Annotated in this window: 11 protein-coding genes; 5 read left to right on the top strand and 6 right to left on the bottom strand. The window is 72.1% G+C overall.

What is annotated here, in order from left to right:
* Window positions 1-13: 13 nt before the first annotated feature.
* The 4 genes from MYF83_RS02545 to MYF83_RS02530 all read right to left on the bottom strand — a co-directional run bounded on the left by MYF83_RS02545 (window position 14) and on the right by MYF83_RS02530 (window position 2,885).
* The gene (locus MYF83_RS02545; protein ID WP_248958497.1) at window positions 14-997 is read right to left on the bottom strand and encodes an aldo/keto reductase; all 984 of its coding nucleotides are present in this window, start codon (window positions 995-997) and stop codon (window positions 14-16) included.
* Window positions 994-1,374, bottom strand: coding sequence for a MerR family transcriptional regulator (locus MYF83_RS02540; protein ID WP_248958496.1), 381 nt, complete (start codon window positions 1,372-1,374; stop codon window positions 994-996). The genes MYF83_RS02545 and MYF83_RS02540 overlap by 4 nt, the downstream gene beginning before the upstream one ends.
* Before the next feature lie 234 nt (window positions 1,375-1,608).
* Complete coding sequence (locus MYF83_RS02535; RefSeq protein WP_248958495.1) at window positions 1,609-2,421, bottom strand: SDR family NAD(P)-dependent oxidoreductase; 813 nt, start codon at window positions 2,419-2,421, stop codon at window positions 1,609-1,611.
* A gap of 14 nt (window positions 2,422-2,435) precedes the next feature.
* The gene (locus tag MYF83_RS02530) at window positions 2,436-2,885 is read right to left on the bottom strand and encodes a MarR family winged helix-turn-helix transcriptional regulator (RefSeq protein ID WP_248958494.1); all 450 of its coding nucleotides are present in this window, start codon (window positions 2,883-2,885) and stop codon (window positions 2,436-2,438) included.
* A 127-nt stretch (window positions 2,886-3,012) separates the two neighbouring features.
* Between MYF83_RS02530 and MYF83_RS02525 the strand changes: the two genes are divergently transcribed.
* Both MYF83_RS02525 and purB read left to right on the top strand, forming a co-directional pair.
* The gene (locus MYF83_RS02525; protein ID WP_248958493.1) at window positions 3,013-6,291 is read left to right on the top strand and encodes an efflux RND transporter permease subunit; all 3,279 of its coding nucleotides are present in this window, start codon (window positions 3,013-3,015) and stop codon (window positions 6,289-6,291) included.
* Between the two features lie 78 nt (window positions 6,292-6,369).
* Window positions 6,370-7,800, top strand: a complete 1,431-nt coding sequence (gene purB / locus MYF83_RS02520) for an adenylosuccinate lyase (RefSeq protein WP_248958492.1) — start codon at window positions 6,370-6,372, stop codon at window positions 7,798-7,800.
* Window positions 7,801-7,986: 186 nt separating this feature from the next.
* Here purB and MYF83_RS02515 read toward each other — a convergent pair whose 3' ends face one another.
* Window positions 7,987-8,937: a helix-turn-helix transcriptional regulator gene (locus MYF83_RS02515; RefSeq protein WP_248958491.1), complete on the bottom strand. Its 951-nt coding sequence runs from the start codon at window positions 8,935-8,937 to the stop codon at window positions 7,987-7,989.
* 88 nt (window positions 8,938-9,025) lie between these two features.
* Here MYF83_RS02515 and MYF83_RS02510 point away from each other — a divergent pair, with 88 nt between their 5' ends.
* Together MYF83_RS02510 and MYF83_RS02505 are read left to right on the top strand one after the other, a co-directional pair.
* Window positions 9,026-9,430, top strand: coding sequence for a VOC family protein (locus tag MYF83_RS02510; RefSeq protein ID WP_248958490.1), 405 nt, complete (start codon window positions 9,026-9,028; stop codon window positions 9,428-9,430).
* A complete protein-coding gene (locus tag MYF83_RS02505) occupies window positions 9,427-9,999 on the top strand; it encodes a YdeI/OmpD-associated family protein (RefSeq protein WP_248958489.1) in 573 nt (190 codons plus the stop codon). The genes MYF83_RS02510 and MYF83_RS02505 overlap by 4 nt, the downstream gene beginning before the upstream one ends.
* On the opposite strand, the gene MYF83_RS02500 is transcribed toward MYF83_RS02505, so the two are convergent.
* A complete protein-coding gene (locus tag MYF83_RS02500; protein ID WP_248958488.1) occupies window positions 9,978-10,916 on the bottom strand; it encodes a GlxA family transcriptional regulator in 939 nt (312 codons plus the stop codon). The two genes, MYF83_RS02505 and MYF83_RS02500, sit on opposite strands and share 22 nt — an antisense overlap.
* 86 nt (window positions 10,917-11,002) lie before the next feature.
* Between MYF83_RS02500 and MYF83_RS02495 the strand changes: the two genes are divergently transcribed.
* Window positions 11,003-12,226, top strand: a complete 1,224-nt coding sequence (locus MYF83_RS02495; protein WP_248958487.1) for an MFS transporter — start codon at window positions 11,003-11,005, stop codon at window positions 12,224-12,226.
* Window positions 12,227-12,387 lie beyond the last annotated feature (161 nt).

Here is a 12,387-nt window from a genome sequence, read left to right as displayed (position 1 = left end):
GGCGCCCGGGTGGTCAGGACCTGATCTGCGGAACGTTGCCGGCGGCGTAGCGTTCTCCGGCGACCGCGCCCTTGGGGGCGGCCTTCTCCAGCACTGTGAGCTCCTCGGCGGTCAGGGCGATGTCCAGCGCGGCGACGTTCTGCTCGAGGTAGGCGCGGCGCTTGGTGCCGGGAATGGGGACCACGTCCTGCCCCTGGGCGAGCACCCAGGCCAGGGCGAGCTGGGCCGGGGTGACGCCCTTGCCGTGCGCGACCTGCTCGAGCTCGGCGACCAGTGCCCGGTTGGCGGCGAAGTTCTCGCCCTGGAATCGGGGGTTGGAGGCGCGGAAGTCGCCGGCGTCGAACTGGTCGGGGCTGGTGATCGTGCCGGTGAGGAACCCGCGGCCGAGCGGGCTGTAGGCGACCAGGCCGATGCCGAGCTCGCGGAAGAGGGGCAGGATCTGCTCCTCGGGGTCCCGGGTGAACAGGGAGTACTCGTACTGGCCCGCGGTGATCGGGTGGACCGCGTGGGCGCGGCGCACGGCGTCGGGCGTGGCCTCGGAGATGCCGAGGTGGCGCACCTTTCCGGCGGCGACCAGCTCGGCCAGCGCGCCCCAGGTGTCCTCGATCGGTACCGAGGAGTCGACGCGGTGCTGGTAGTACAGGTCGATGTGGTCGACCCCCAGCCGCCGCAGGGAGGCGTCGCAGGCCTGGCGCAGGTAGTCCGGACGGCCGTTGACGCCGACGCGGGTGCCGTCGGGCCTGCGCTCGATGCCGAACTTGGTGGCCAGGACGACCTCGTCCCTGCGCCCGGCGATCGCCTTGCCGACCAGCTGCTCGTTGGTGAACGGCCCGTATATGTCGGCGGTGTCCAGGAAGGTGACGCCGAGGTCCAGGGCCCGGTGCAGGGTCGCGGTGGACTCGGCCTCGTCGCCGGTGCCGTAGAACTCGCTCATGCCCATGCAGCCGAGTCCGAGAGCGGAGACGGTCAGGCCCTGACCGAGGGTTCGCTGCTTCATCGGGTGTGCTCCTCGATGCTTTCGCGGTAGGTCTGGATCTTGCGGTCGATGAGCGCCAGGTCGCCCCGCAACTGCTCGATGCGGGCGGCGACCTGCGCGCGGTGGACGAGCGGCAGCTCCAGGCGCTGGGCGGCGGCCGGCATGCTGTCCCGGGCCGGCTCGGCGTACCGGCGCATGTCGGCGATCGACATGCCGGTGGTCCGCAGCCGGGACGGCAGCACGACCCAGTCGAGGTCGCGCTTGGTGCAGGACCGGTGGCCGCCGGTTCCCCGTGGGGGCGGGGAGGGCAGCAGCCCGGCACGCTCGTAGTAGCGGAGCGTGTGCGCCGTGAGGCCGGTGCGGTGAGCGACCTCGGCGATGGTGATGCCCTCGTCCATGGCCTTCAGTCTCGCCCTTGGAGTGCGCTCCAAGTCAAACGCACCCAGTGAACTTACTTTGTAAAGCCGCTCGGCCGGGTGCGGGATTTCAGCGAGACCGCTGTCACCTCGGGGCCTGCTCGTTCCAAACCGAGCACCCACGAGCCCGGCACTGCGCCGCCGATCCGGCCGTGCCTGTCAGCCAGTACAGCGAGACGTCGGTCAGGATGCGGTCGCGCTCGATGCTGAGGGCGGTCAGTGGACCGAGAAGCCGCCGTCGACGCAGATGGTCTGGCCGGTGATGTAGGCCGAGGCGTCGCCGGCGAGCATGACGGCGATGCCGGCGAAGTCGGCGGGCAGGCCGTTGCGGCCGGCCATCGAGCGGGCGGCGAGCGCCTCCACGCGGCCGGGGATGGCCTGGGCGGGCGCGGTGAGCGGGGTGAGCACGAAGCCCGGCACGACGGTGTTGCTGCACACCCCGTGGCGCGACCACGCCTCGGCCTGGGAGCGGCTGAGGCCGGTGATGGCGGCCTTGCTGACGCCGTAGGCGCCGCTGTCGCCGAACGCGCTGATGGACTGCTGGGATCCGACGTTGATGATGCGGCCCCACCCGCGCTCGGCCATGCGCGGCCCGAAGTGCTGGCCGAGTGTGTACGGGGCGGTGATGTTGACCCGCATGGTGAGGTCGTAGTCCTCGGGGGTGAGCTCGCCCATGGGCCGGCGGATGTTGTTGGCGGCCACGTTGACCAGGATGTCGATCTCGCCGAAGAGGGCGGCGGCCTGGTCGCACACCCGCCGCACGTCGGCCGCCTCGCCGAGGTCGCCGGCGATGGAGGCCGCGCGCACCCCGAGGTCGCGCAGGCGGCCGGTGGCGCGGTCGAGCTCGGACTGCCTGCGGGCGACGATGACGACGGCGGCGCCGGCGCGGCCGATCGCCTCGGCCATGGCCTGTCCGATGCCCGAGCTGCCGCCGGTGACCAGGGCGGTGCGGCCGGACAGGGAGAACAGCTCCTGGAGGCTGCCGTTCTGCGCGGGGTTAGTGGGGGCGGGGGTGTCCTGCGGGTGCATGGGGACCGAAATTATCAGCAGGGGCCGTAGAGCTCGGCGGCGGCGGCGCACAGCTTGCCCATGACCTCGTCGAGGTCGCGCAGGGTGCCGGTGTCCAGCCGGTCCAGCAGCCGGCGGTAGCCGGTCATGCCGGCGTCGATGAGCTCCTCGGTCATCCGCCGTCCGGCGTCGGTGAGCTCGACGCGGCGGATGCGGCGGTCGCTGGGGTCCTCGCGGCGGGCGACCAGCCCTTGGGCGACGAGGCGGTCGACGATGCCGGTGACGGTGCCGAGGCCGGTGCCGAGGGCGGTGGCGAGCTCCTGGCCGGGGACCGAGCCCCGGCCTGCGAGGATGAGGGCCACCTTGAGCTGCTGCATCGTCAGGTTGAGGGCGAGCAGGGGCATCGAGCGGTCGTGGGAGAACAACCGCCCGAGGGTGTGCTGCGCCTCGCCGATCCGGGCGATGAGCTCTTGTCTTTCGTCCACGTCCACCTTCCGCCCGGGCGTGGTCAGGTTACCAGTTGTTCAAGACAACGCTAAATATTCGTATTACGCGAAGTGTTAGCATTGCCCGAAACTCTTGGCTTCACGCGCTCCCGGAAGGTCCACGTCTATGACCGCTCTGGCCAGGCTCAGCCTCGCCAATCGCAGCCTCGTCATCATGATCGCGGTTGTGATCAGCGCGTTCGGTGCCTTCGCGATCCCCTCGCTGAAGCAGCAGCTGCTGCCTTCGCTGTCGTTCCCCGGGGCCTTCGTGGTGGCGCCCTACACCGGCGCTTCTCCCGACATCGTCGAGGAGCAGGTCACCAAGCCTATCGAGAGCGGCCTGCAGGGCATCGCCGGGGTCACCGAGGTGACCTCCACCTCCCGGGAGGGCGTGGCGCAGGTCCAGGTGTCGTTCGAGTACGGCACCGACGTGGAGGCCGCGGTCGGCAAGCTGCAGCAGGCGATCACCCGGCTCGGCGCCCGCCTGCCCGCGGGCGTGGAGCCCACGGTGGTGGCGGGCAACACCGACGACATCCCGGTGATGGTGCTGGCGGTGGGCGACGGCGGCGACCAGCGCGACATGCTGGACAAGCTGGAGCGCATCGCGGTCCCCGAGCTCGGCGGCGTCACCGGTGTGCGGGATGTGTCGGTCACCGGGGCGCGCGAGCAGACAGTGGTGATCACCCCCGACCTGGTGCGGATGGCCCTGCTCGGGCTGTCGCCGGCGTCGATCCCCGAGGTGCTGCGGTCCAACGGCACGCCGATCCCGGCCGGCAGCCTCACCGAGGACGGCAAGACGCTGACCGTGCAGATCGGCCGGCGGATCTCCTCGGTGGAGGACCTGCGGAACCTCTACCTCACGCCGCAGGCCCCCGCGGCGCAGTCCCAGAACGCCTCCCGGCCGCAGAGCTCCTCGCCCGGGCAGAGCGGCCAGGCGGCGCAGGGCCAGGGACAAGCCCGAGGCCAGGGGCAGGGCACGGCGTCCTCGGGTACGGCGGGCCAGGCCCGGGCGGTCCCGCCGGCGCCCAAGCCGGTGAAGCTCGGCGACGTCGCCACGATCGAGGAGAAGCCGGCCGACGCCACCACGATCACCCGGACCAACGGCACCCCGAGCCTCGGCATGTCGATCACGATGACCCCCGACGGGAACGCCGTCCAGATCTCCCACGACGTGCGCGACAAGCTGTCCGGGCTGACCCGGGCGCTGGGCGACGCCTCGGAGATCACCGTGGTGTTCGACCAGGCGCCCTACGTCGAGCGCTCGATCGAGGACCTGTCCACCGAGGGCCTGCTCGGCCTGATCTTCGCGGTGATCGTCATCCTGCTGTTCCTGCTGTCGCTGCGCTCGACGATCGTGACCGCGGTGTCGATCCCGCTGTCGGTGATCATCGCGCTCATCGCGCTGTGGGCGGGGGACTACTCGCTGAACCTGCTGACGCTCGGCGCGCTGACGATCGCGATCGGCCGGGTGGTCGACGACTCGATCGTGGTGCTGGAGAACATCAAGCGGCACCTCGGGTACGGCGAGGCCAAACGCGCGGCGGTGCTGGCGGCGGTGCGCGAGGTGAGCGGCGCGGTCACCGCCTCCACGCTCACCACGGTGGCGGTCTTCCTGCCCATCGCCTTCGTCGGCGGCATGATCGGCCAGCTGTTCGCGCCGTTCGCGATCACCGTTACGGTGGCGCTGCTGGCGTCGCTGCTGGTCTCCCTGACGGTGATCCCGGTGCTGGCGTACTGGTTCCTCAAGGCCCCGCACCTGTCGCCGGAGGAGGCGCGGGCGGTGCGCGCCCGGGCCGAGGCCAAGGAGCTGCGCAGCCCCCTCCAGCGGATCTACCTGCCCGTGCTGCGGTTCGCGACGCGGCGCCGGCTGGTGACCCTGCTCATCGGATTCGCGGTGTTCGCCGGGACGCTGGCGCTGGCGCCGGGCCTGAAGACCAACTTCATCGACTCCTCGGGCAACGACACCATCTCGGTCACCCAGAAGATGCCGGCCGGCACCGACCTGGCGACCACCGACGCGGCGGCCAAGAAGGTCGAGCAGGTGCTCGCCTCGATCGGCGGCATCGCCTCCTACCAGGTCAACGTCGGCTCCGGCGGCACCTTCTCCGGCGGCGTCGGAGGCTCGGCCGACCGGGCCTCCTACTCGGTGACGGTCGCGGAGGGCACCGACACCCCGGCACTGGAACGGACGCTGCGCGACCGCCTGGCCGCGCTGCGCGAGGTGGGCGAGGTGACCGTCGGCGGGCAGGGCGGCGGCGGATTCGCCTCCGACCGCGCCGAGGTCATCCTCCAGGGACCGGACCTGCAGGCGCTGCAGTCGGGCGCCGGCACCGTGCTGGCGGCGATGCGCCAGATCGACGGACTGCGCGACGTGACCTCCAACCTGGAGGCCAGCGCGCCCCGCATCGAGGTCAGGGTCGACAGGAAGAAGGCGGCCGCCAAGGGGCTGACCGAGGCGGGCATCGGCCAGAGCGTCGCCCAGGCCTTCCGCGGGGCGCCGCTCGGCCAGGTCTCCCTGGACGGGCAGGTCAGCGACATCATCCTGCGGACCGGCGCCAAGACGCCCGATGACCTGGCGGCGGTGCGCGCGCTGCAGCTTCCGGCGGCCTCCGGGCTGGTGAAGCTGTCCAGCGTGGCCGAGGTGCGGCAGGTCGCCGGCCCCACGCAGATCACCCGCAAGGACGGCGACCGCACGGCGTCGGTGTCGGCCGCGGCGACGGCCAGCGACCTCGGCAGCGTCACGGCCAAGATCACCGAGAGGATGAAGGGGCTGACGCTGCCCGCCGGGGTGAGCTACAGCATCGGCGGGGTGAGCGCCGACCAGAGTGAGGCGTTCTCGCAGCTGGGCCTGGCCATGCTGGCGGCCATCGCCATCGTCTTCATGATCATGGTGGCGACCTTCCGCAGCTTCGCCCAGCCGATGATCCTGCTGGTGTCCATCCCCTTCGCGGCGACCGGCGCCATCGGGCTGCTGCGGGTTACCGACACGCCGCTCGGCGTCCCGGCGCTGATCGGCATGCTGATGCTGATCGGCATCGTGGTCACCAACGCCATCGTGCTGATCGACCTGATCAACCAGTACCGCGAGCAGGGCATGGGCGTGGTGGAGGCCGTCGTGGAGGGCGGCCGGCGCCGCCTGCGGCCCATCCTGATGACCGCCATCGCGACCATCTGCGCCCTGACCCCGATGGCGGTCGGGCTCACCGGGTCGGGCGGGTTCATCTCCCAGCCCCTGGCGGTCGTGGTGATCGGCGGCCTGGTGTCCTCCACCCTGCTGACACTCGTGCTGGTGCCGACCCTGTACACCATCGTCGAGGCCACCAAGGAGCGCTTCCGCCGTCGCCGCGGCGGGGCCCCCGACGCGCCGGTGACGGTGTACGACGAGCAGGCCCTGGCCAGCCGGTAGGCCAGGGCCGGGGGCGGCGCCGCGCGGGGAGCCGACCGGGTACGGGCGCCGCCTCCGGCCCCCATAGACTGAGGCAACGTGACCGCCAAGCCGCGTATCCCCAACGTCCTCGCCGCCCGTTACGCCTCGCCGGAGCTGGCCCGCCTGTGGTCGCCCGAGCACAAGGTGGTGGCCGAGCGGCAGCTGTGGCTGGCCGTGCTGCGCGCACAGGCCGAGCTCGGCGTGCCCGTGCCGCCGGGAGTCGTCGCCGACTACGAGGCGGTGGCCGAGAAGGTCGACCTCGGCTCCATCGCCGAGCGCGAGCGCCTCACCCGCCACGACGTCAAGGCGCGCATCGAGGAGTTCAACGACCTGGCCGGGCACGAGCACGTGCACAAGGGCATGACCTCGCGCGACCTGACCGAGAACGTCGAGCAGCTGCAGAGCCGCGACAGCCTGCTGCTGGTCAGGGACCGGTGCGTGGCGCTGCTGGCACGCCTCGCCGAGCTGGCGGCCGGGAACGCCGGCCTGGTGATGGCCGGACGCTCCCACAACGTGGCCGCGCAGGCCACCACCCTGGGCAAGCGGTTCGCCACGGCGGCCGACGAGCTGCTGGTGGCGTTCGCCCGGCTGGAGGAGCTCATCGGCCGCTACCCGCTGCGCGGGATCAAGGGCCCGGTGGGCACCGCGCAGGACATGCTCGACCTGCTCGGCGGCGACCAGGCCAAGCTCGCCGAGCTGGAGGAGCGGGTGGCGCGGCATCTGGGCTTCGCGACGCGCCTCACCAGCGTCGGCCAGGTGTACCCGCGGTCCCTGGACTACGAGGTGCTGACGGCCCTGGTGCAGCTGGCGGCGGCGCCCTCGAGCCTGGCCAAGACGATCCGGCTGATGGCCGGGCACGAGCTGGTCACCGAGGGCTTCAAGGAGGGCCAGGTCGGCTCCAGCGCCATGCCGCACAAGATGAACACCCGCTCCTGCGAGCGGGTCAACGGTCTCACGGTCATCCTGCGCGGGTACTCCTCGATGGCCGGCGAGCTGGCGGGCGACCAGTGGAACGAGGGCGACGTGTCGTGCTCGGTGGTGCGCCGGGTGGCGCTGCCGGACGCGTTCTTCGCCTTCGACGGGCTGGTGGAGACCATGCTCACGGTGCTGGCGGAGTTCGGGGCGTTCCCCGCGGTCATCGGGGCGGAGCTGGACCGCTACCTGCCGTTCCTGGCGACGACCAAGATGCTCATGGCGGCGGTGCGGGCCGGGGTGGGCCGCGAGACGGCCCATGAGCTGATCAAGCAGCACGCGGTGTCGTCGGCGCTGGCGATGCGCGAGAGCGGGTCGGCCAACCCGCTGCTGGAGCGCCTGGGCTCCGACGAGCGGTTCCCGCTGGACCGCGCCGCGCTGGAGGCCCTGCTGGCCGACCCGGCGCCGTTCACCGGGGCCGCGGCGGCGCAGGTCTCCGAGGTCGTCGCGCGAGTCGGCGCGGTGACCGCCCGCCATCCGCAGGCGGCCGGTTACCGTCCCGGCGCCATCTTGTGATCTGTGAGCCGGCCCGGTTCGGCGAGGTGGTCACCGCGTGCGGGGACGACTTCCTGACGGTGTTGCGGCGATCAGCCTGTACGAACGTCTGGGCATGCGCCTGCGGCCGGTGGCCGCGGCCCACGTCGCCGAATGAAACTTACTTTGTAAAGCCGCTCGGGTTCTGCGTCACGAGTCCGTTCCACGTCAATATCCGCTGATGTAGCGGCCGGCGAGTTCGGCGCCGATGCGGGCGAGTTCGTTCCGGACGGAGCGCGGTTCGATGACTTCGATCATCGTGCCCCAGCCGGCGAGGTGGCGGGCGATGTCCAGGGGGGTCGGGGCGGCGAGGCGGACCCGGACGCGCCCCGGGCCGGATTCGCCGTCGGTGTGGCAGTGCCGTCCGAACTGGTCGCGCAGGATCGGCACGAACCGCTCCTCGATGAGCACGGTCGCCCAGGTGCGGGAGCGGCGCTGCTCGATCTCGTCGACGATCTCCTGCCAGGCGGTGGCGAGGGTGAAGTCGTCGGGGCGTTCGGCGGGCTGGCCGGTCGGTTCGGCCTCGACGATCCGGTCGACGCGGAAGGTTCGCCGTCCTCGGTCGGTTCCGGCGAGGAGGTACCAGATGTCGTCCTTGTCGATCAGGCCCCACGGGTCGACGAGCCGTTCCGTCCGTTCCCGGGCGCGGCCGGCGTAGGTGAGGCGGACCTTGCGGCGGCGGACCACGGCGGTCTGCAGCAGGTCGACCATCGCGGGCCGGGGACGGTCGCGTTCGCCCCACCGGGTGGGGTCGATCATCGTGGCGTCGGTGGCGGCCTCGGCGTCGGCCCGGAACGTGCGGGGCAGGGCGCGCACGAGCTTGCGGAGCGCCGCTCTGGCCTCGGCCGAGACGGACGCGGCGGGGCCGACGAGCAGGAACAGCGCTTGCGCCTCGGCCGCCGTCAGGCCGCTGAGGTCGGTGCGGGCACCGCCGACGAGGGACCAGCCGCCTCCGCGTCCGGGCTGCGGATAGACCGGGACGCCCGCCGCCGACAGGGCCTCCAGATCCCGGCGGGCCGTGGCGACGGACACCTCGAGTTCGGCGGCCAGCTCGGCCGCGGTCACTCGGCCACGGGTCTGCATCAGCAGCAGGACGGCCACGAGACGGTCAGCGCGCATGGCACCAGATTCTCCCGCAAAGTGCGCAGAAGGTGAGCACTTTGGATCGGAGCATGGATGGTGTCACCCACTGAGGAAGGAACCACCGATGCTGCGAGGCCTCACAACCGTCAGCTTCTTCGCCCACGACGTCACCGCCGCCGCCCGCTGGTACACCGAACTGCTCGGCGTCGAGCCGTACTTCACGCGCCCGATCGAGGGGCCGCCCGCCTACGTCGAGTTCCGCATCGGCGACTACCAGCACGAGCTCGGTATCGTCGACAGCCGTTTCGCTCCCTGCCCTCGTCCGGAGGCGGCCGACGGCGCGGTGACCTACTGGCACGTGGACGACATCGAGGCCGCCTTCGAGCGGCTGCTGTCCCTGGGCGCCACGGCACACCAGAAGCCGATCGAGCGCGGCCCCGGCTTCGTCACCGCGTCCGTGGTCGATCCCTTCGGCAACGTCCTCGGCGTCATGTACAACCGGCACTACCTCGAGGTCCTGGGCCGATGATGCACTTCCAGGACGCCGCGGAGTGGGAGGCATGGCTGGCCGGGCACCACGAGACCGAGGGCGGAGTCTGGCTGCGGATCGCCAAGAAGGGTTCGCCTGTCGCGTCGATCACGATCGCGCAGGCGCTGGAGGTCGCGCTGTGCTACGGCTGGATCGACAGTCAGCGCAAGTCCCATGACGAGCACTTCTACTCGCAGCGGTATTCGCGCCGCCGCACGGGCAGCCCCTGGTCGCGGATGAACGTAGAGCGCGTGGAGGCCCTGATCGCCGCCGGGCGGATGCGCGCGCCCGGCCTGGCGGAGGTCGCCGCCGCCCAGGCGGACGGCCGCTGGGCGGTGGCCTACGCCGCACAGCGCAACGCCGCCGTCCCGCCCGACCTGGCCGCCGCGCTCGTGGCCCACCCGCGGGCCGCCGCGCGCTTCGAAGCGCTCGGCAAGACCGCGCGTTACCTGATGATCCTGCCGCTGCTCAAGGCCCGGACCCCGGCCGGGCGCGCGGCCCGCCTGGACAAGACGATCTCCGGCCTGTCCGGTTCCACACCCTATGGTCAGCGGAACGAACGCCGGTAGGCGGCCGGGGTGGTGCTCAGCGCGTTGTGGAAGCGGCGGCGCAGGTTGACCGCCGAGGACAGGCCCACGCGCTGGGCGATCGTCTCCACCGGAAGGTCGGTCTCCTCCAGCAGGGCGCGGGTGCTGGCGATGCGCCGGTCGAGCAGCCAGCGGCCGGGGGAGATGCCGAGCTGCTCGGCGAAGTGGCGGCTGAGGGTGCGCGGCGACATCCCCGACCGGGCCGCCATGTCCTCCAGGGTCAGCGGCCGGTCGAGGTTGGCGGTGATCCAGTCGAGCAGCGGGGCCAGGGAGTCGGGGACCGGCCCGGTCGTCGGCAGCGCGGGGTACTGGCGCTGGCGGCCCTCCCGGTGCGGGGCCGCCGACAGCTGCCGGCCGATCCGCATGGCCAGGGCCGCGCCGTGGTCGCGTCTGACCTGGTTGAGGCACAGGTCGACGGTGGTGGCCGAGGCGCCCGCCGTCGCGACGTCGCCGTGGTCGACGTACAGGACGGTCGCGTCGGCGCGGACCCTCGGGTAGCGCCGGCCGAGCTCGCAGGTGAGCTCCCAGTGGGCCGCGGCGCTGCGGCCGTCCAGCAGGCCCAGGCTCGCCGGGACGTATATGCCCGAGCAGATCGCGACGATCCGCGCGCCGCGGCCGTGGGCGGCCAGGACCGCCTCGCCGAGCTCGGTGGAGCCCTCCGGGCCCGGGCACCAGCCCGCGATGAGGATCGTGTCGGCCTCCGCCAGGGCCTCCAGGCCGTCGTTGACGACGATGTCGGCGCCCATCGTGGTCGGGATCGGACCGGGACGCTCGGCGCAGAGCCGGAAGTCGTAGCGGTGGGGGATGTCGGGGCCGTGGTAGCCGAACACGGCGGAGGCGCAGGTCACCGGGTACATCTCCTGCGTCGGGCCGAGCAGGGCGACCACGCGATGCTTCATGGCAAGAATGTACCCAATGATGTCATTGCGGACGTCTGTCGCGCTGCGCGCGGATGTCCAGAATAGGTGGTCATGGAGATCGTCACATGACCGCGACCCTGGATCGTGAAGGTGCCCCGAGCGTCCCGGCCACGCTCTGGACCAGGGATTTCTCGTTCTACTTCGCAGCCCGGGTGGTGTCGCTGCTGGGCGACGCCATGATGCCGGTCGCGGCGGCGCTGGCGGTCGGCGCCATCTACGGGGTTTCGGGCGTGGGGTACGTTCTTGCCGTCTGGACGGCGCCCTTCGTGCTGTTCGTTCTGTTCGGCGGGGTCTTCGCCGACCGGATCGGCGCACGCGCGATGATGGTCGGCGCGGACCTGGTGCGGATCTTCACCCAGGGCGTGCTCGCCGTCGCGTTCTTCGCCGGCGCCCCGCCGCTGTGGCTGCTGCTGGTCGCCTCCGCGCTGTCCGGCACGGCCGCCGCGATGTTCCAGCCCGGCGTCAACGGCATGGTCCCGCTGGTCGCCAGGGACCCCCAGCGGGCCAACGGCACCCTCAAGATCGCTGACGCGGCCACCCAGCTCGGCGGCCCGGTCCTGGCCGGGCTGCTGATGGCGCTGACCGGCGCGGGCGCCGTCTACGCCTTCGACGCGGGCACCTTCGTGGTCAGCGGCCTGTGCCTTGCCCTGATCAGGCTCGCCCCCGCCGCCAAGGCCGCGGAGCCCTCGACGGTCCTGCTCGACCTGCGGCGCGGCTGGGCGGAGTTCCGCTCCCGCAGCTGGATGTGGTCGGTGATCCTGGTCTGGGTCTTCTTCGGCATGCTCGTTTTCGGCCCCTACATCCCGCTCGGCTCCCGGCTGATCGGCGACCGCCTGGGCGACGCCGCCTACGGCTGGGCGATGGCCGCCCTCGGCGGCGGCACCGTGATCGGCGGCCTGGTCGCGATCCGCTTCCGCCCCGCCCGCCCCTTGGCCGCGGGCGCGGTCGCCATGATCGGCTTCACCTGCATCCCGCTGTCGGCCGCCCTGGAGCTTCCGCTTCCCCCGCTGATGGCGGGCCATCTGATCGGCGGCGCCTCCTGGGCGTTCTGGTCGGTGATGTGGTCGACGAGCGTCCAGACGCAGGTGGCCCCGGACGTCCTCAACCGGGTGACCGCCTACGAGGTCGCGGGCTCGGTCTCGGGCGTGGCCGTAGGCCAGGCCCTCGTCGGCCCGGTCTCCTCGATCGTCGAACCCCGGGACCTGCTGTTCGTCTCGACCGGCGTCACCGCCGCCGTCTGCGCCGCCCTCCTGCTCATCCGGCCGATCCGCGGCCTGCGCCGGGTCTGACCGCGGCAGGGCCTCTGCGATGGGTGAACGGGCGCTGTTGCCGGTGCACGGGAACAGCACGGAGAGTCCCGGCGAGTCGTCGGCTGGGATCGCCGGCTGGTCGGAGGCCAGACGGAGCGCGGGGTGCAGGGCGGTGCCGACGGCGTCCAGCTCGTGCGCAC

The organism is Sphaerisporangium perillae, from assembly GCF_023276435.1.
Taxonomy (GTDB): domain Bacteria; phylum Actinomycetota; class Actinomycetes; order Streptosporangiales; family Streptosporangiaceae; genus Sphaerisporangium; species Sphaerisporangium perillae.
This window is presented reverse-complemented; position numbering and strand designations above follow the sequence as displayed.

What these genes read in the sequence shown, in the direction of transcription:
- MYF83_RS02545 (WP_248958497.1), bottom strand. Translation starts at nt 997, where the DNA reads ATGAAGCAGCGAACCCTCGGTCAGGGCCTGACCGTCTCCGCTCTCGGA.
- MYF83_RS02540 (WP_248958496.1), bottom strand. Translation starts at nt 1,374, where the DNA reads ATGGACGAGGGCATCACCATCGCCGAGGTCGCTCACCGCACCGGCCTC.
- MYF83_RS02535 (WP_248958495.1), bottom strand. Translation starts at nt 2,421, where the DNA reads ATGCACCCGCAGGACACCCCCGCCCCCACTAACCCCGCGCAGAACGGC.
- MYF83_RS02525 (WP_248958493.1), top strand. Translation starts at nt 3,013, where the DNA reads ATGACCGCTCTGGCCAGGCTCAGCCTCGCCAATCGCAGCCTCGTCATC.
- MYF83_RS02515 (WP_248958491.1), bottom strand. Translation starts at nt 8,937, where the DNA reads ATGCGCGCTGACCGTCTCGTGGCCGTCCTGCTGCTGATGCAGACCCGT.
- MYF83_RS02510 (WP_248958490.1), top strand. Translation starts at nt 9,026, where the DNA reads ATGCTGCGAGGCCTCACAACCGTCAGCTTCTTCGCCCACGACGTCACC.
- MYF83_RS02505 (WP_248958489.1), top strand. Translation starts at nt 9,427, where the DNA reads ATGATGCACTTCCAGGACGCCGCGGAGTGGGAGGCATGGCTGGCCGGG.
- MYF83_RS02500 (WP_248958488.1), bottom strand. Translation starts at nt 10,916, where the DNA reads ATGAAGCATCGCGTGGTCGCCCTGCTCGGCCCGACGCAGGAGATGTAC.
- MYF83_RS02495 (WP_248958487.1), top strand. Translation starts at nt 11,003, where the DNA reads ATGACCGCGACCCTGGATCGTGAAGGTGCCCCGAGCGTCCCGGCCACG.